A 15,617-nucleotide genomic window follows, 5' to 3' on the forward strand; every position below is an offset into this window, starting at 1 on the left:
TCCGCCCGCGCGCTGGATCAGTTCGCCCGCGCGGTCATGTATTCCATTTCGGTGATTTCGGAGTACGGCCGCACCACCTCCATGAAATCGGTCATGGACCGGTGAATCTTGCCAGCCAGGGCGTCTTCCTTGGCCACGTTGGCGACCACTTTCCGCGACACTTCCTTGAGCGACTTGAGGGTGTCCGCGTTGAAGGTGGTGACGTTAACCTTGGGATAGTCCTGCTTGATTTGTTGCAGCGCCTTGGCGTTCTTGGCCACGAATTCGCTGAGCACCATCTGGTTGGCGAAGGCGTTGGCACCCACCAGCACTTCCTTCAGGTCGCTGTCGAGCTTGTCCCAGGCGGATTGATTGACGAAGCAGTCGAGCACGCCGTTGGGTTCCATCCAGCCGGGCCAGTAATAGTTGCGCGCCACCTGCGGCAGACCGAACGCCATGTCGTTGAACGGGCCCACGTAGTCGGCGCCGTCGATGGTGCCGTTCTGCAGCGCCTGGGTGACTTCCCCCAGGGGCAGTTGCACCGGCACCGCGCCGAACGCCTGAAGCACGCTGCCGGCCAGGGCGCCGGTGCGGATTTTCATGCCCTTGAAGTCGGCGGCGGCATTAATGTCCTTGTTCAGCCAGATGCCCTGCACCGAGGTGTTGCCGCTGGGGAAGAACTTGAGACCGAACTCGCCATACAACTGATCGATCAGTGCCTGCCCGCCGCCGTAGGCGAACCAGGCATTCTGTTCCTGGGAGGTCATGCCGTAAGGCAGCGGCGCCAGGAACTGAAAGCCGGGGTGCTTGCCGGACCAGAACGCCGGGTAACCGTGGCCCATGTGCAGGGTGCCGTCGGCCACCGCGTCGAACACTTCCAGCGGGCCGACCACTTCACCGGCGGTGTAGACCTTGAGCTTCATGCGGCCGCCGGAGGCCTTGTTCACATAGTCCGCCACCAGATCCGGGCCGGTGGACAGCAGTGGTGAGTTACGGCGCCAGGTGCTTTGCATGCGCCATTCCACGGCGCCCTTGGCGATGGCCGGGAAGCCCACACCGGCGGCGGCGGCGCCGACCGTGCCGGCGACGCCGGCCTTGAACAGAAAATCACGTCTCTTCATGAGTCTTGCTCCTCAATCTCCGCGATGAAATGCGCAAAACCTCCACCGGCGACGCGGTCACCGCCGGCGGAGTGACGGTAATCAGTTGGCCAACAGCCCCGGCAACCACAGCACCAGATCCGGCCAGACCCAGATCGCCACCACGGCCAGCAATTGCAGGATCACGAAGGGGATCACGCCCCGGTACACGGTGGTCAGCTTGAGATCGGTCACCGCCCCTTTCAGGAAAAAGATGGCGTAGCCGAACGGCGGGGTGAGATAGCTGGTCTGCAGAACGATGGCGGACGCCACGCCCAGCCACAGCGGGTCGGCGCCCATCATGATCAACGGCGGCGCGAAGATCGGCACCACGATGAAGATGATCTCGAAGGTGTCGAGGATGAAGCCGAGCACGAACATCACCAGCAACACGAACAAAATGGCGCCGGTGACGCCGCCGGGCACCGAGGCCAGCAATTCGGCGATCACGTCCTCGCCGCCCAGGGCCCGGAACACCAAGGACAGAATGGTGGCGCCGATCAGAATGGCGTAGATCATCAGGCTCATGGAGAGCGCCGAGCGGCTGGCGTCCTTGAGCACCCGGAGCGAGAACTGCCGGCCCAGGACCGCCAGGATGCAGGCGCCCATCCCGCCCAGCGCGGCGGATTCCGTGGCGGTGGCGATACCGGACAGAATCGACCCCAGCACCAGCACGATCAGCGCCAACGGCGGCAGCATGGTGCACAGCACCCGTTTGGGCAGGGTGCGGCGCTCTTCGTCGCTCATGGTCAGCGGCGGGCAGGCGTCACTGTCGAACACGGCGCGCAGTCCCATCACCACCAGATAGAAGAACACCAGCAACAACCCCGGCACCAGGGCCGCGGTGAACAGGTCGGTGACACCGATCTGGGTACTGTTGAAACCGCCCTGGCTGAGCATCGCCTGGGTATTGGCGTCCTGCAGCATGATGCCCAGCAGAATCAGCACCGTGGACGGAGGAATGATCTGCGCGGTGGAGCCGGCGGCGCAGATCAGGCCGCTGGCCAGGGGCTCGTCATAGCCGGCGCGGCGCATGGCGGGCAGACTGATCAGCCCCATCGCCACCACGGTGGCGCCCACCACGCCGGTGGACGCGGCCAGCAGCGCGCCAACGATGATCACCGCCACGCCCAGCCCGCCGGGCACCCGGCCGAACAGCTGGCCCATGGTGGTGAGCAGGTTCTCGGCGATGCGCGAGCGTTCCAGGATCGCCCCCATGAACACGAACAACGGCACCGCCAGCAGGGTTTCATTGGCCATGATGGAGAAGATGCGCCCCGGCAACGCCCCCAGCATCAGCATATCGAAAGCGCCGAAACAGGCAGCCACCGACGCCACCAGGATGGAAGCCCCACCAATGGCGAACGCCACCGGAAAACCACTGAGCAGCGCGAGGATCAGAACAACAAGCAGGATCAGAAGGAACAGCTCAGCCACGGCCTTTCTCTCCAGCGGACGGATCGCGAATCACGAGAATGGAACGGAGCATCAGGCTCAGCCCCTGCAAAGCGAGCAGCAGGCAGAAGCCGAGCAGGCAGGACTTGAGCAGATACATGAACGGCAGGCCGCCGATGGTGGGCGAGGTTTCCAGCCGCGCCCAGGAACGCTGGATGCCCGGCCACGCCTTGATGGCGATGAAGTAGAGCATCGGGTAGAGGAACACCAGGGTGCCGAGCAGATCGATCCAGGCCCGCCCGCGGGCGGAAAGCTGGTTGTAGAAGAGATCCACGCGCACATGACCTTCGGTGCGCAGAACATAGGCGGAACCCAGGGTGAACAGGGCGCCGTTGAGCCAGATATAGGCTTCCGACAGCCAGGGAAACCCGAGTTCGAAACCATAACGGAGCACCGCCACCACCGCGCAGATCACCGCGATGACCGGCATCCCCCACTTGAGGACTTCGCCGATGCACTCGTTGAGGCGATCAATGAGATTCGCCAACCTCTCCATACCGCTTGTCTCCTGCCCATCGCCTTTACCGGATCGCGCCGATGTCACCGGCATCGCCGGACGGCTCCACGATCGTGTTCAAGTCCCTGGGTTGCCCGCGGCCGTGGGCGGCGGGGGAAAGCGGCGCGCTGGAACGCCAAATTAGGATGGGTAGCACCTATTTTTTTGGATAGGCGGTGCCTTGGATCCTCGGTCATATCGATCAACCTGTTGTTATTACTGTTGTTTTTTTATCTGTCCCAAGCCGCGTACCATGATTTATTTATCAGTACACTGACTATAATCAACGCTAAACGAATCAATGGGGCTTTGCAACAGGCTTTCCACGCGGGGGTTCAGAGGGTGAAACAAGGGGGAGACAGGAACAAAAAAAAGGGAGCCCGGATGGGCTCCCTTTTCGAATTGGAGCGGGAAACGAGATTCGAACTCGCGACCCCAACCTTGGCAAGGTTGTGCTCTACCAACTGAGCTATTCCCGCTGAGCGCTTGTGAACGGGTTGAGTGGCGTCCCCTAGGGGAGTATTCGGCGCTTCGCGCCTCACCCCTCCGGGGCTGCCCTCGCACGCGAGGCCATTCTTCGTCGCCGGCCATGCCGGCTCCTTGTCGAACCCCATTAAGGCAGTTCGACTTCTGGCCTTCAACCGCTGCCTGCCACGGCAAGCTGCTGTGTGATCGGCCAGATTGAGTGGCGTCCCCTAGGGGAGTCGAACCCCTGTTACCGCCGTGAAAGGGCGGTGTCCTGGGCCACTAGACGAAGGGGACCCGTGCTCTCAAGCGGCGCGTAGAATAGAAATCGGCGCCGCTATCGTCAAGGGGAAATTCGCCCTTGGCGCGCGTCCGCTGAATCTTTCGCCAATCCGCCGCCCGGCGGCGCGGCGGGCGGCATAAAGGGTCATTGACCGTCCCGGTCCGCTGCTATATCCCTGAGGCTTCAAAAAACGGCCCCGCGCCCGCCCGGGGCCCCGACCGGGAGAGACGCATGTCCATGAAACTCTACGGCGCCATTCTGTCGCCTTTCGTCCGCAAGACCCGCGTGGTGCTGGCCCTCAAGGGCCTGGAGTACGAGTCGGTGATGGTGGACCCGAACAACAAACCGGAGGGCTATGAAGCGATCAGCCCGCTGGGCCGCATTCCCGCGTTGGAAGTGGACGGCCGCTACCTGGCGGATTCGGCGGTGATCTGCGCCTATCTGGAGCGTATCCAGCCGGAACCGGCGCTCTACCCCGCCGATCCCTATGAGTACGCCCGCACCCTGTGGTTCGAGAAGTACGCGGATTACGAGCTGGCGCCGCAGTGCACCTTCATGGTGTTCCGCAACCGGGTGGTGAAACGGCTGATCGGCCAGGAGTGCAACGAGGAGCAGGCCCGGGAAGCGCTCACCCAGCGCATTCCGCCGCTGCTGGATTACCTGGAGCAAGAGCTGGAGGGCAAGGAGTATCTGGTCGGCGACCGGCTCACCGTGGCCGACATCGCCGTGGCCAGCCAGATGGTCAACTTCGCCCATGGCGGCGAGCGCCCGGACGACGGCCGCCACCCCAACCTGGCCGCCCATACCCGGCGCATCCACGAACTGGCGCCGTTCGCGGAGACCATCGCCAAGGAAAGCGGCTTCCTGAAAAAAGTGCTGGGCTGAACTCAGGGCGCCGGATCGGCGCCCCGCTCCACCGCCTCCAGCGCGGCGCGGCCGCCGGGCGCCACCCGCAGCCGGGCCACGCCGCCGTCGCGCAGCTCCGCTTCCAGCCGGCGCGCCTCCTCCGGCGGCGCGAACCAGGCTTCAATGCCGTAGCGCACGTGCATGCGCCCGCCGCGCACGGCGGTGATCCGGCCACGCAGATAGGGCCCGTCGTCCGGCTCGCGCAGGCGGGCCCGGCCGGGACGCCACAGGCCGTCTTCCCGGTGCAGCGGCACGAACACCGGGTCGCCGCCCCGGGGCAGCTCCATATCCGGAATCGGCAGGCGGCTGAACGGATAATCGAGACGCACGTACTGGCCCCGGAACCAGTCCCGGGGGTCCACCGGCAGCGTCGCCACCCGCACTTCCTCGCCCACCCACAGCGGGTACTGGCTGTAGCCGGCCAGGCCGCCCAGCACCAGCAGTTGCACCAGCACCGCCGTGACCAGCCCGGCTTTCATCAGGGTTCGGTTCAGGGGGCGGGTCATGGCCGGACCTCCCGGCGGCGCCAGTAGAAGGCCGCCAGCAACAGCACCACCGCCATGCCGGCGAACAGGCCGGCGCCGCCCAGGTAGCCGCCGATCAGATCCAGATAGCGCAGCAGGGCCAGGATCAGCATGGCCACCAGGCCGGTGAAGAACAGCCCCGCCCGGCCTTCGGTGAGCCCCCGGTGCAGCCAGCGCAGGGCCAGGCCCAGCACCAGCAGGTTGCCGGCCACCGCCCAGACCAGGGCCTGGTCCGGCAGGCCACCGGTGTGCACCAGGGCCAGCAGGCCGGCGGTTACCGTGGCCAGCAGCGGCTGGCCGGCCAGGGCCGCCACCACCAGCACCGCCAGGGCCGCCCACAGGCCCGGGTCCAGCCAGGTCCAGGCCAGCGCCAGATAGTCCCGCCAGATGTCCACGAAGGTGAACGGCAGCAGCGCCAGCAGGATCAGGCGCGGTACGCCCACCACCAGGGCCGGGCCGGCGGCGCCGAACCAGCGCGGGCGCCGGGACAGGGCCGCCGCCAGCACCAGCAGCGCCAGGTTGAAGCTGATCATGCCCTCCGGGGCGTCCGGTCCGAAGTCGGTGGCGTAGGCCCAGGTGAGCATCAGGTTGAGCCAGCCGGCGGTGGCCGCCAGGGTCGCCAGGGTCAGCACGGCGCTGTCCCGATAGCGGGCCACCCCGGCGGCGACGGCCAGGAACAGCGGCATGGCCCAGGGCATGGCGTAGCGGTTTTCCAGCACCATCCAGGCGCTCGCCACCGCCAGGGTCAGCAAGGCCAGCAGCCGGCCCCGGGTGAGCGCGGCCAGGGGCAGCACGCCCAGGGCCCACAGCAGCAGGCCGTTGGGGAAATGCTCGCCGAGGTGATACATCTGGCCGATCAGCATCACCGAGGCGCCGTAGGCGAAGCCGCCCAGCAGCAGCCAGAAGGCGCCGGCGCTGCGGCGCAGGTAGCGCGCCACGCCGACGCCGTTGAGCACCGCGGTGAGCAACATCAGGCCGGCCAGACGCAGGGCCCGGGGCAGCTGCTCCCAGTTGGCGGACACCACCAGCAGCAGGGCCAGCCCCAGGAACAAGCCGGCCACCGCCAGAATCGGCCCGGCGGCGGAGGGCTCCGGATCATCCAGGCCGGCGCCGTAGCGGCCCAGCAGACGCCGGGCGGTGGCCTCGTCGATGTCGCCGTCGGCGTACCAGCTCCGGATCGCCCGGCGGATCAGATATCGTCGCATGCTCGCTCTCTCGTTCCCTGAGGGCGCGGCCGCTACAGCGGCAGGCCCAGACGCTTGGCCTCCAGCCGGCGCAGGAATTCCAGCATGATCTGCCGGTACAGGTCCTCGCCCAGCCACAGGTCTTCCACGCCGGCGTCCACGTTGGGGTTGTCGTTGACCTCGATCACTACCACCTCGTCGCCGGACTGCTTCAGGTCCACGCCATACAGGCCGTTGCCCATCAGGCGCGCCGCCTTGAGCGCGGTGCGCAGCACCCTGGGCGGCACGTCGCGCACCGCCAGGCCGCGGAAGCCGCCGGAGCTGGTCCTGCCGCCGTCCTTGTGGTGGTAGATCTGCCAGTGGCCCTTGCTCATGAAGTACTGGCAGGCGAACAGCGGCCGGTTGTTGAGCACGCCGATGCGCCAGTCGTAGTCGGTGTACATGAAGGCCTGGGCCAGCACCACCGCGGACTGCTTGAGGTACTGGCGCAGGGCGTCGCGCAGGCCGTCGCGGTCGGCCACCTTGCTGATGCCCCGGGAGAAACTGCCGTCCGGGATCTTGAGCACCATGGGCAGCCCCAGCTCGCCGATCAGGCGATCCACCTGGGCATCGGAATCGTCGAACACGAAGGCGGTGGGCGGCACCGGCACCTTGTTGGCCTGCATCAGCTCCGCCAGGTAGATCTTGTTGGTGCAGCGCAGGATCGAGCCCGGGTCGTCGATCACCACCATGCCTTCCTGCTCCGCCTTGCGGGCGAACTGATAGGTGTGGTGGTCGATGCCGGTGGTCTCGCGGATGAACAGGCCGTCGTACTCGCCCAGGCGGGCGTAGTCGTCGCGGCCCACCGGCTCCACCTTGATGCCCAGCTCGCGGCCGGCCTTGATGAACCGCTTCAAAGCGGTTTTGTTACTGGGCGGCAGGGCTTCGTGCTCGTCCACCAGCATGGCCAGTTCATAGCGGTCGCCGCGACGCCGGCGCGGGTTGCGCCAGACGCGGGCGTCGAAACGCTCCAGGGCGCGGGCGAAAGCGTCTTCCTCGTCGCCCTTGAGCTGCTTGAGGCTGGCGGTGCGGATCGATTCCAGGGTCCACTGGTCGTCGCGGCGCCGGAACGCCACGCGCAGAATCGGGCACGGCAACTGATCGAAAATCTGCCGGCCCAGCTCCGCCAGGTCCTGCTGTTCGGTGTGGCCGAAGTACAGGGTCAGGGTGAGCCGCTCGGCGGCCTCGCCGTGCTTGCCCGGGGCGCGCTTCTTGATCACCCGGTCCAGGGCGCTTTCGAAGTGGCCGAAATGCAGGCCGTACAGCGCCTTGCGGCTGAGGTCGTTGACCGTGCGCACCGAGGGCATGACCCGCTGGCCGCGCGCCTCCGCCAGCAGCGAGCAGTAGTAACCGGGCGACAGGTATTTATAGCCCCGGCACAGGTTGATCACCTGCACTTTCTTGTCGGTGCACACCGGCGTGGCCGCCTGCAGGTAATCGCGGGCGGACAGCAGGTGGCGGGTGGGGTAATAGGCGGCCCAGTCGGCGGGATCGTCGACCAGGATGATGACCTGACTCATGTGCCCGGATGGCCTCGCGTAAAAGGTAGTCCGGCGCACTGTATGCCAGGCCCGGCGGGGCGACAATCACTTTCGCGCCGGGCCCGGCGCGCCCTCCGCCACCACCAGCAGGGCCAGCGGGCCGCCGGCCTTACTGATCGCCGTACTGGCCGCCGTAGCCGCCGCCGTCCCTGGCGTTCTGGTCGGTTTTCCCGGCGTTACCCGGGTGTCCGGCTTTTTCGAGCGCATCCTGCACCTCCGGTGGCATGTAGGTTTCGTCGTGCTTGGCGAGCACCTCGTCCGCCTCGAAGCGGTCGCGGCTCACCAGGGTACCGTTGGCCACCACGCCCTGCCCTTCGCGGAACAGATCGGGAAGAATCCCCTGGTAATGGATCTCGAAGGTGCCCTTGCCGTCGGTGACGGCGAAGGTCACGTTCAGGGATTCCGGATCGCGGCGCACCGACCCCTCCTCCACCAAACCACCGACACGCATTTTAGTGCCCACCGGCGCTTCGCCGTTGACCACCTGCTGCGGGGTGTAGAACAGATTGATGTTCTGGCGCAGGGCGTAGACCGCCAGCCCCACGGCGATGGCCAGGCCGACCAGAATGGCCAGCACCACCATCAGACGTTGTTTACGAACCGGATTCATCAAGGTGCTCCGAAGAGGTTGCGTTGTCGCGGGCATCGCGGCGCGCCCGGCGCGCCAGCTCGGCGCGCACCCGTCCCTGCTGGCGCAGCGCGAACAGCATATTGCCGATGATCAGGAGCGCGCTCAATCCGTAGGCGGTCCAAACGTAGAAGCCGTGGTTTCCCATCGCCACGAAGTCGGCGAAGCTGTCGAAATACATGCTTACCTCCCGCCCTTGCCGCCGGCCGGGGCCACCAGCTTGCGCACCCAGCCGCTACGCCGCTCGCGGCTGAGCACCTCGGCGCGGGCCCGAATCAGCACATTGGCGGCGTACAGCAGCCACAGGCCCAGCATGCTGATCAGCAGCGGATACTTCATGGCGTCGTTGATGGACGATTCGCCCACCATCTTCAGCGTGGCGCCCTGATGCAGAGTCTGCAGCCATTCCACGGAATACTTCACGATCACCACGTTGATCACCCCCACCACCGCCAGCAGGGAGGCGGCCCGGGCCGCCTGGCGCGGATCGCGGATGGCGCTTTGCAGGGCGATGATGCCCAGATACAGGAACAGCAGGATCAGCATGGAGGTCATGCGCGCGTCCCACTGCCAGTAGGTGCCCCAGGTAGGCTTGCCCCAGAGCGCGCCGGTAAGCAGGGACACCGCCGCCAGCACGGCGCCGAACGGCGCCAGGGCCTTGAGCATCACCTCGGCCATCTTCATGCGCCAGACCAGCGCCACCAGGCCCGCCACGCCCATGGCGATGTAGCCCATCAGAGCGCCGCTGGAGGCCGGCACGTGAATGTAGATGATGCGGTAGCTGTCGCCCTGGTAGCGCTCCACCGGCGCCCAGGCCAGGCCCCAGGCCAGCCCCACCGCCAGCACCACCAGGGCGATGGGCACCAGCCAGGGCAGCACGGCGTTGCAGAAGCCGTAGAAGTAGCGCGGTGAACCAAGCTGGTGGTACCAGCGTTTAATTGTTTTCCACATAAACGATCATCACTTCGTTCGATTCAGCATGCAGGGCGTTAGTCTCCGGCGCTGATGCGCAGACCCAGCGCCACGGCCACCGGCCCCAGGCTCAACGCCAGCGCCAGGATCGCGCCCAGCACCGCCAGCAGCCCGTCGGTGGGCAACCCGTCCTGGGCGGTGCGCACCACGCCGGCGCCGAACACCAGCACCGGGATGTACAGCGGCAGCACCAGCACCGCCAGCAGAATACCGCCGCGGTTGAGCCCCACCGTGAGCGCGGCGCCGATGGCGCCCACCACGGTCAGGGTCGGCGTGCCCAGCAGCACGCTCACCATGAGCGTATCCAGCACCGCCACCGGCAGCTGCATCATGTAGCCCAGCAGCGGCGCGATCAGCGCCAGCGGCAGGCCGGTGAGCAGCCAGTGCGCCAGCAGTTTGGCGCTCACCGGCACCACCGTTACCACGGGGGCCGTGAGCATCTGGTCCAGGGCGCCGCTTTCCTGGTCACGGCGGAACAGGCCATCCAGGGACAGCATCACCGCCAGCAGGGCCGCCACCCAGACCGCCCCGGGCGCCACCAGGGCCAGCAGCTCCGGCTTCGGCGACAGCCCCAGCGGGAACAGGCTCACCACCACCACGAAGAAGAACAGCGGCTGCACCATGTCCGCCGGCGCCCGCCAGATCAGGGTCAGTTCGCGGCGCAGCGACGCCCACCAGATGCCGCTCATGCCAGCACCTCGGCGCCGTCGCCGCTCAGGTGCAGGCGATGCACGCCCTCGCCCACCCGGTGGTGGGAGGTGTACAGCACCAGGGTGCCCCCGGCGGCGGCCTCGCGCAGGCGTGCGTCCAGCCGCGCCACGCCATCCTGGTCGATGGCGGTGAAGGGCTCGTCCAGCACCCAGACGCGCTTGCCGCCCAGCCACAGCCGGGCCAGGGCGATGCGCCGCTTCTGGCCGGCGGACAGGCGCCCGGCGGGCACGTCCTCGAAGCCGTACAGGCCGAGGGCATCCAGGGCGGCGTCCGGGTCGCCGCTCTGGCCCGCCAGGGCCTGACTGTATCGGAGGTTTTCCCGGGCGGTGAGTTCCTCACGCACGCCGGGCTGGTGGCCCAGGTAGAGCAGCGACGGCGCCAGGGGCCCGGCCCAACGCACCTCGCCCTCGTAGAAACCGTGCAGGCCCACCAGGATGCGCAGCAGGGTGGTCTTGCCGGCGCCGTTGGCGCCGGTGATTTGCCAGATCTGGCCGTCGTCGGCGGAGAAATCCAGGTTCCGGAACAGCATCCGGTCATCCCGCTCGCAGCTTAGACGGCGCACTGTGAGGCGTGGCGCAGTGATAGTCAGAACCTCCCTGAATCGGCGCGGCAGTATAGCATGGCGATAGCGCCCCGGATGCCCCGTGACCTTGATCCAGGTCGGATCCGGCGCGTCCCGGACGAGGGCGGCCGAAGTAGGCTAGACTAGGGCGCCTTGTTTCGCGTCGAAAGGATTCCGGCCATGCGTTTTCCGATTCCGCGCGCCGCCGCCGGCGGCGCCGTACTCGCCCTGCTGCTGAGCGCCTGCGGCGGCGGCGACCGGCCCCTGGCCACCGTCGACCGGGTGGACCTGCAGCGCTACGCCGGCACCTGGTACGAAATCGCCCGGCTGCCGCAATGGTTCCAGCGCGGCTGCTACAACTCCACCGCCACCTACGAACCCATGGACGACGGCGGCCTGCGGGTGATCAACCGCTGCCAGCGGGAGGACGGCCCCAGCGTCGCCGAGGGCGAAGCGCGGGTGGTGCCTGATTCCGGCAACGCCAAACTCAAGGTGCGCTTCGACAACTGGTTCTCCCGACTGCTGCCCAAGGTGGCCGAGGGCAACTACTGGATCATCGCCCTGGACAAGGATTACCGGACCGTGGTGATCGGCGAGCCGGGCCGCGACTATCTGTGGATCCTGGCCCGCGACCCGCGCCTGCCCGAGGACCAGTATCAGGCTCTGGTGGAGGGTGCCCGGGAGAAAGGTTTCCCGGTGGACGAACTCAAGCGCAACCGCGATCTGGTGCCGGCGTCGCCGGCGCCGGTGGAAGGTTGATCCGGCCCGGGAGGTTCCCATGGCGGTGGAAATCGAACGCAAATTCCGCGTTAACCGCACCGACTTTCTCGACGGCGTGGACGGCGAACGCCTGATCCAGGGTTACCTGAGCCACGCCCGTCAAGCGACGGTACGGGTGCGGGTCCGCGACGACCAGGCCTGGCTGACCATCAAGGGCGAAACCCGTGGCGCCCGGCGCAGCGAGTTCGAATACCCGATACCGGCGGACGACGCCCGCGCCATGCTCGAGGAAATGTGCCCGGAAGGGGTGATCGACAAGACCCGTTATCGCCTGCCCCTGGACGGCCACGTTTGGGAAGTGGACGTGTTCCATGGCGACAACGACGGCCTGGTGGTGGCGGAGATCGAGCTGGACGACGAGGATCAGCCCTTCACCCGGCCGCCCTGGCTTGGCGAGGAGGTCACCGGGGACCCGCGCTACTACAACAGCGCCCTGAGCCGCACCCCCTATGGCCGTTGGTAGCGTGCAGTACATCCTGTGGCGACAGGACGACAACGGCAACGTCTTCGTGGTGTGCCGCTTTCACTCCCGGGACCAGGCGAACCGGGTCTGCGAGCGTTACCGCAAGCGCGGCCACAAGCAGCTCTACTGGGTCAAACCCCTGGCTCCCCAAGGCCCGCCTTCCTGAAGCCGGCGCTCAACCGGCGCGCTTGATTCCGCTAAGGTTCTGGAAACACAGTTCCCGAGCGGTCTCCATGAATTCCTGAATGAACGGCACCGATTCGTCGCCGTCGCGCACCGCCGCGTACAGGGTGCGCCACACCCCCGCCTCGCCAAGCCGCGCCGCCTCCACCAGTTTCAGATCCAGGTATTCCGTGAGCGCCCAGTTGGGCAGCGCCGCCACGCCCCGGCCGGCGGCCACCAGTTGCACCATCATCGGCGTCAGCTCGGCGGTGCGCACCGAGGCCGGCGCCACCCCGGCCGGATCCAGGAAGGCGGTGAACACATCCAGGCGCTCGTGCTCCACCGGGTAGGCGATCAGCACCTGCTCGGCCAGATCCCCGGCGCTGACGAAGCCAGGCCGCGCCAGGGCCGAACCCCGCGCCACCGCCAGCACCAGCTCGTAACGAAACAACGGCAGATAACGCACCGCCTCGTCGTCCACCGGGTCCGAGGTGATCACCATGTCCAGATCACCGCGTACCAGGGCGCTCTGCGGGGTGAAGCTGAACGCCGCGGACAGATCCAGCTCCACCTCCGGCCATCCTTCCCGGAACCGGTCCAGGGCCGGCATCAACCATTGAAAGCAGGAGTGACACTCGATGGCGATGTGCAGCCGGCCGCTGCGCCCGGCCGCCAGCCGGCGCAGCTCGGTCTCGGTGCGCCGCACCCGGGGCAACACCTGGTGGGCCAGCTCCAGAACGCGCTGGCCCGCCGGCGTGAAACGGATCGGACGGGTGCGGCGCACGATCAACGCCACCCCGAGGCGGTGCTCCAGATCCTTGAGCTGGTGAGACAACGCCGACTGGGTGACATGCAGCCGCTCCGCCGCCTCCACCAGGCTGCCCGCCTCCCGGATCGCCAGCAGGGTGTTCAGATGGCGCAGCTCCAACATGAGAAACCCTCATAACAAGAATTAGAAATTTGATTTTGCCTCAAGTGGAGCCACCGCCACAATAGCGCCATTCGAAACGTAAGGACGCAACCATGACCCGTTTACACAATCTCGGCTTTCCCCGGATCGGCGCGCGCCGGGAACTGAAGCAGGCCGTGGAGGCCTACTGGGCCGGCACCCTGCAGCAAAGCGAACTGGAACACGTGGGCCGCAGCCTGCGCGAGCGCCACTGGGCCCTGCAGGCGGAAGCCGGCGTGTCGCCGCTGCCGGTGGGCGATTTCGCCTGGTACGACCAGATCCTGGAGTTCTCTTGCCTGCTCGGCGTGGTGCCGGCGCGCTTCGGCCACGGCGACGACCAGCCCGTGGACCTGGACACCCTGTTCCGCATGGCCCGGGGCCGGGCGCCCAGCGGCAGCCCGGCGGCGGCCTGCGAGATGACCAAGTGGTTCGACACCAACTACCACTACATCGTCCCGGAACTGGCGGCGGACCAGAGCTTCCGCATCGCCCGGGAAAGCCTGTTCGAGCAGGTGGAAGAAGCCAAGGCCCTGGGCCATGACCCCAAACCGGTGATACCGGGCCCGCTCACCTACCTCTACCTCTCCAAGGGCGACGCCTTCGAGGGCGCCACCGACACCGCCAAGCTGGCCCTGCTGGAGCGCCTGCTGCCGGTGTACCGCGACATCCTGAGGCGCTTCGCCGACCAGGGCGTGGCCTGGGTGCAGATCGACGAGCCGATTCTCGCCCTGGATCTGCCCGACGACTGGCAGCGCGCCTACCTGCGTGTTTACGACAGCCTGGCCGGCGCGGCCGACTTGAAACTGCTGGTGGCCACTTACTTCGAGGGGCTGCGCGACAACCTGTTCACCGCCCTGCAACTGCCGGTGGCCGGCCTGCACCTGGACCGGGTACGCGGTGACGACGACCTGCAACAGGTGCTGCCGCGCCTGGGCGACAAGGTGCTGTCCCTGGGCGTGATCAACGGCCGCAATATCTGGCGCGCCGATCTGGACGCGCTGCTTAAAACCCTGGCACCGCTGCGCGATCAACTGGACGACCGGCTGTGGCTGGCGCCGTCCTGCTCCCTGCTGCACGTGCCGGTGGATCTGGACCAGGAAGACAAGCTCGACGACGAGCTGAAAGGCTGGCTCAGCTTCGCCAAGCAGAAGCTCCAGGAACTGGCGGTGCTGCGCGGCGCCCTGGACGGCGACGACAGCGTGCATCCGGCCCTGGAAGCGCAACGGGCCGCCGTGGCCGCCCGCGCCACCTCACCGCGCATCCACAACCCGGCGGTGGCGGACCGCCTGGCCGGCGCCGACCGGCTGTCCCGGGACCGGCTGAGCCCGTTCGCCGAGCGCATCGGCAAACAGCAGGCGGCGCTCAAGCTGCCCGCCTACCCCACCACCACCATCGGCTCCTTCCCGCAGACTCCGGAAATCCGCGCCGCGCGCCGGGACTGGAAGGCCGGCAAGCTCGGCGACGCCGACTACCACGAGCGCATGAAGCAGGAAATCACCCGGGTGATCCGCTACCAGGAACAGGTGGACCTGGATGTGCTGGTGCACGGCGAGCCGGAGCGCAACGACATGGTGGAATACTTCGGCGAGCTGCTGGAGGGCTTCGCCTTCACCCGATTCGGCTGGGTGCAGAGCTACGGCTCCCGTTGCGTGAAACCGCCGGTGATTTTCGGTGACGTGAGCCGCCCGCACCCGATGACCGTGGAGTGGCTGCGCTTCGCCCAGTCGCTCACCGACAAGCCGGTGAAGGGCATGCTCACCGGGCCGGTGACCATCCTGCAGTGGTCCTTCGTGCGTGACGACCAGCCCCGCCAGGCCACCTGCCGGCAGATCGCCCTGGCCCTGCGCGACGAGGTCCAGGACCTGGAGAAAGCCGGCATCGGCGTGATCCAGATCGACGAGCCGGCGTTCCGCGAGGGGCTGCCCCTGCGCCAGGACGACTGGCGGGCCTATCTGGACTGGGCGGTGGAATGCTTCCGCCTGGCCACCGTGGGCGTGGCGGACCAAACCCAGATCCACACCCACATGTGCTACTCGGAATTCAACGACATCATCGAAGCGATCGCCGCCATGGACGCGGACGTGATCACCATCGAAACGTCCCGCTCCAACATGGAGCTGCTGGAGGCGTTCCAGAACTTCGAGTATCCCAACGACATCGGCCCCGGGGTCTACGACATCCATTCGCCCAATGAACCGGCGGTGGACTGGATGGTGGACCTGATGCACAAGGCCGCCGACCGGCTGCCCAAGGAACGGCTCTGGGTGAACCCGGATTGCGGGCTCAAGACCCGAAAATGGGAGGAAACCGAGGGCGCCCTGGCCAATATGGTGAGCGCCGCCAAGCAGCTGCGCGCCGGCTGACCGGGTACCGCGAAAA

General features: G+C 67.1%; 17 protein-coding genes and 2 tRNA genes. 5 read left to right on the forward strand and 14 right to left on the reverse strand.

Features of this window, described 5'->3' with window-relative positions; genetic code table 11:
- Positions 1-17: 17 nt before the first annotated feature.
- From HMJ39_RS06015 to HMJ39_RS06035, 5 genes are all read right to left on the reverse strand, one after another.
- On the reverse strand, positions 18-1,100 hold the full coding sequence (locus HMJ39_RS06015) for a TRAP transporter substrate-binding protein (protein ID WP_194296640.1): 1,083 nt from the start codon (positions 1,098-1,100) through the stop codon (positions 18-20).
- 81 nt (positions 1,101-1,181) lie between these two features.
- Positions 1,182-2,555 carry a TRAP transporter large permease gene (locus tag HMJ39_RS06020; protein ID WP_203384910.1) on the reverse strand — a complete coding sequence of 458 codons (1,374 nt, stop codon included), beginning with the start codon at positions 2,553-2,555 and terminating at the stop codon, positions 1,182-1,184.
- Positions 2,548-3,069, reverse strand: a complete 522-nt coding sequence (locus HMJ39_RS06025) for a TRAP transporter small permease subunit (RefSeq protein ID WP_161383194.1) — start codon at positions 3,067-3,069, stop codon at positions 2,548-2,550. The genes HMJ39_RS06020 and HMJ39_RS06025 overlap by 8 nt, the downstream gene beginning before the upstream one ends.
- Before the next feature lie 403 nt (positions 3,070-3,472).
- A tRNA-Gly gene (locus HMJ39_RS06030) sits at positions 3,473-3,548 on the reverse strand.
- Positions 3,549-3,755: 207 nt separating this feature from the next.
- Positions 3,756-3,831 (reverse strand) — tRNA-Glu (locus HMJ39_RS06035).
- A 217-nt stretch (positions 3,832-4,048) separates the two neighbouring features.
- On the opposite strand from HMJ39_RS06035, the gene HMJ39_RS06040 reads away from it, so the two are divergent.
- Positions 4,049-4,702, forward strand: coding sequence for a glutathione S-transferase family protein (locus tag HMJ39_RS06040; RefSeq protein WP_161383195.1), 654 nt, complete (start codon positions 4,049-4,051; stop codon positions 4,700-4,702).
- A 2-nt stretch (positions 4,703-4,704) separates the two neighbouring features.
- On the opposite strand, the gene HMJ39_RS06045 is transcribed toward HMJ39_RS06040, so the two are convergent.
- The 8 genes from HMJ39_RS06045 to ccmA all read right to left on the reverse strand — a co-directional run bounded on the left by HMJ39_RS06045 (position 4,705) and on the right by ccmA (position 10,905).
- Entirely contained in the window at positions 4,705-5,229 is a 525-nt protein-coding gene (locus HMJ39_RS06045) for a GDYXXLXY domain-containing protein (RefSeq protein WP_194296641.1), read from the reverse strand.
- The gene (locus tag HMJ39_RS06050) at positions 5,226-6,452 is read right to left on the reverse strand and encodes a DUF2157 domain-containing protein (protein ID WP_194296642.1); all 1,227 of its coding nucleotides are present in this window, start codon (positions 6,450-6,452) and stop codon (positions 5,226-5,228) included. The genes HMJ39_RS06045 and HMJ39_RS06050 overlap by 4 nt, the downstream gene beginning before the upstream one ends.
- 32 nt (positions 6,453-6,484) lie before the next feature.
- Positions 6,485-7,990, reverse strand: a complete 1,506-nt coding sequence (locus tag HMJ39_RS06055; RefSeq protein ID WP_194296643.1) for a RimK family protein — start codon at positions 7,988-7,990, stop codon at positions 6,485-6,487.
- Between the two features lie 130 nt (positions 7,991-8,120).
- Positions 8,121-8,621, reverse strand: a complete 501-nt coding sequence (ccmE, locus tag HMJ39_RS06060) for a cytochrome c maturation protein CcmE (protein ID WP_194296644.1) — start codon at positions 8,619-8,621, stop codon at positions 8,121-8,123.
- Entirely contained in the window at positions 8,605-8,820 is a 216-nt protein-coding gene (gene ccmD, locus HMJ39_RS06065) for a heme exporter protein CcmD (protein WP_161383204.1), read from the reverse strand. Before ccmD ends, ccmE begins: the two co-directional genes overlap by 17 nt.
- A gap of 2 nt (positions 8,821-8,822) precedes the next feature.
- Positions 8,823-9,590, reverse strand: a complete 768-nt coding sequence (gene ccmC / locus HMJ39_RS06070) for a heme ABC transporter permease CcmC (protein ID WP_161383206.1) — start codon at positions 9,588-9,590, stop codon at positions 8,823-8,825.
- A 38-nt stretch (positions 9,591-9,628) separates the two neighbouring features.
- Positions 9,629-10,300: a heme exporter protein CcmB gene (ccmB, locus tag HMJ39_RS06075; protein ID WP_194296645.1), complete on the reverse strand. Its 672-nt coding sequence runs from the start codon at positions 10,298-10,300 to the stop codon at positions 9,629-9,631.
- Complete coding sequence (gene ccmA / locus HMJ39_RS06080) at positions 10,297-10,905, reverse strand: cytochrome c biogenesis heme-transporting ATPase CcmA (protein WP_407645798.1); 609 nt, start codon at positions 10,903-10,905, stop codon at positions 10,297-10,299. Before ccmA ends, ccmB begins: the two co-directional genes overlap by 4 nt.
- A gap of 159 nt (positions 10,906-11,064) precedes the next feature.
- Here ccmA and HMJ39_RS06085 point away from each other — a divergent pair, with 159 nt between their 5' ends.
- Genes HMJ39_RS06085 through HMJ39_RS06095 form a run of 3 tightly spaced genes read left to right on the forward strand, consistent with a single transcriptional unit; the run spans position 11,065 to position 12,293 of the window.
- The gene (locus HMJ39_RS06085) at positions 11,065-11,643 is read left to right on the forward strand and encodes a lipocalin family protein (RefSeq protein ID WP_194296646.1); all 579 of its coding nucleotides are present in this window, start codon (positions 11,065-11,067) and stop codon (positions 11,641-11,643) included.
- A gap of 19 nt (positions 11,644-11,662) precedes the next feature.
- The gene (locus tag HMJ39_RS06090) at positions 11,663-12,127 is read left to right on the forward strand and encodes a CYTH domain-containing protein (protein ID WP_194296647.1); all 465 of its coding nucleotides are present in this window, start codon (positions 11,663-11,665) and stop codon (positions 12,125-12,127) included.
- A complete protein-coding gene (locus tag HMJ39_RS06095) occupies positions 12,114-12,293 on the forward strand; it encodes a hypothetical protein (RefSeq protein ID WP_194296648.1) in 180 nt (59 codons plus the stop codon). Before HMJ39_RS06090 ends, HMJ39_RS06095 begins: the two co-directional genes overlap by 14 nt.
- 9 nt (positions 12,294-12,302) lie before the next feature.
- On the opposite strand, the gene HMJ39_RS06100 is transcribed toward HMJ39_RS06095, so the two are convergent.
- Entirely contained in the window at positions 12,303-13,220 is a 918-nt protein-coding gene (locus HMJ39_RS06100; protein WP_161383213.1) for a LysR family transcriptional regulator, read from the reverse strand.
- A gap of 92 nt (positions 13,221-13,312) precedes the next feature.
- Here HMJ39_RS06100 and metE point away from each other — a divergent pair, with 92 nt between their 5' ends.
- On the forward strand, positions 13,313-15,601 hold the full coding sequence (gene metE / locus HMJ39_RS06105) for a 5-methyltetrahydropteroyltriglutamate--homocysteine S-methyltransferase (RefSeq protein WP_161383214.1): 2,289 nt from the start codon (positions 13,313-13,315) through the stop codon (positions 15,599-15,601).
- Positions 15,602-15,617 lie beyond the last annotated feature (16 nt).

This window comes from Alloalcanivorax profundimaris (assembly GCF_015265435.1).
Classification (GTDB): Bacteria; Pseudomonadota; Gammaproteobacteria; order Pseudomonadales; family Alcanivoracaceae; genus Alloalcanivorax; species Alloalcanivorax profundimaris.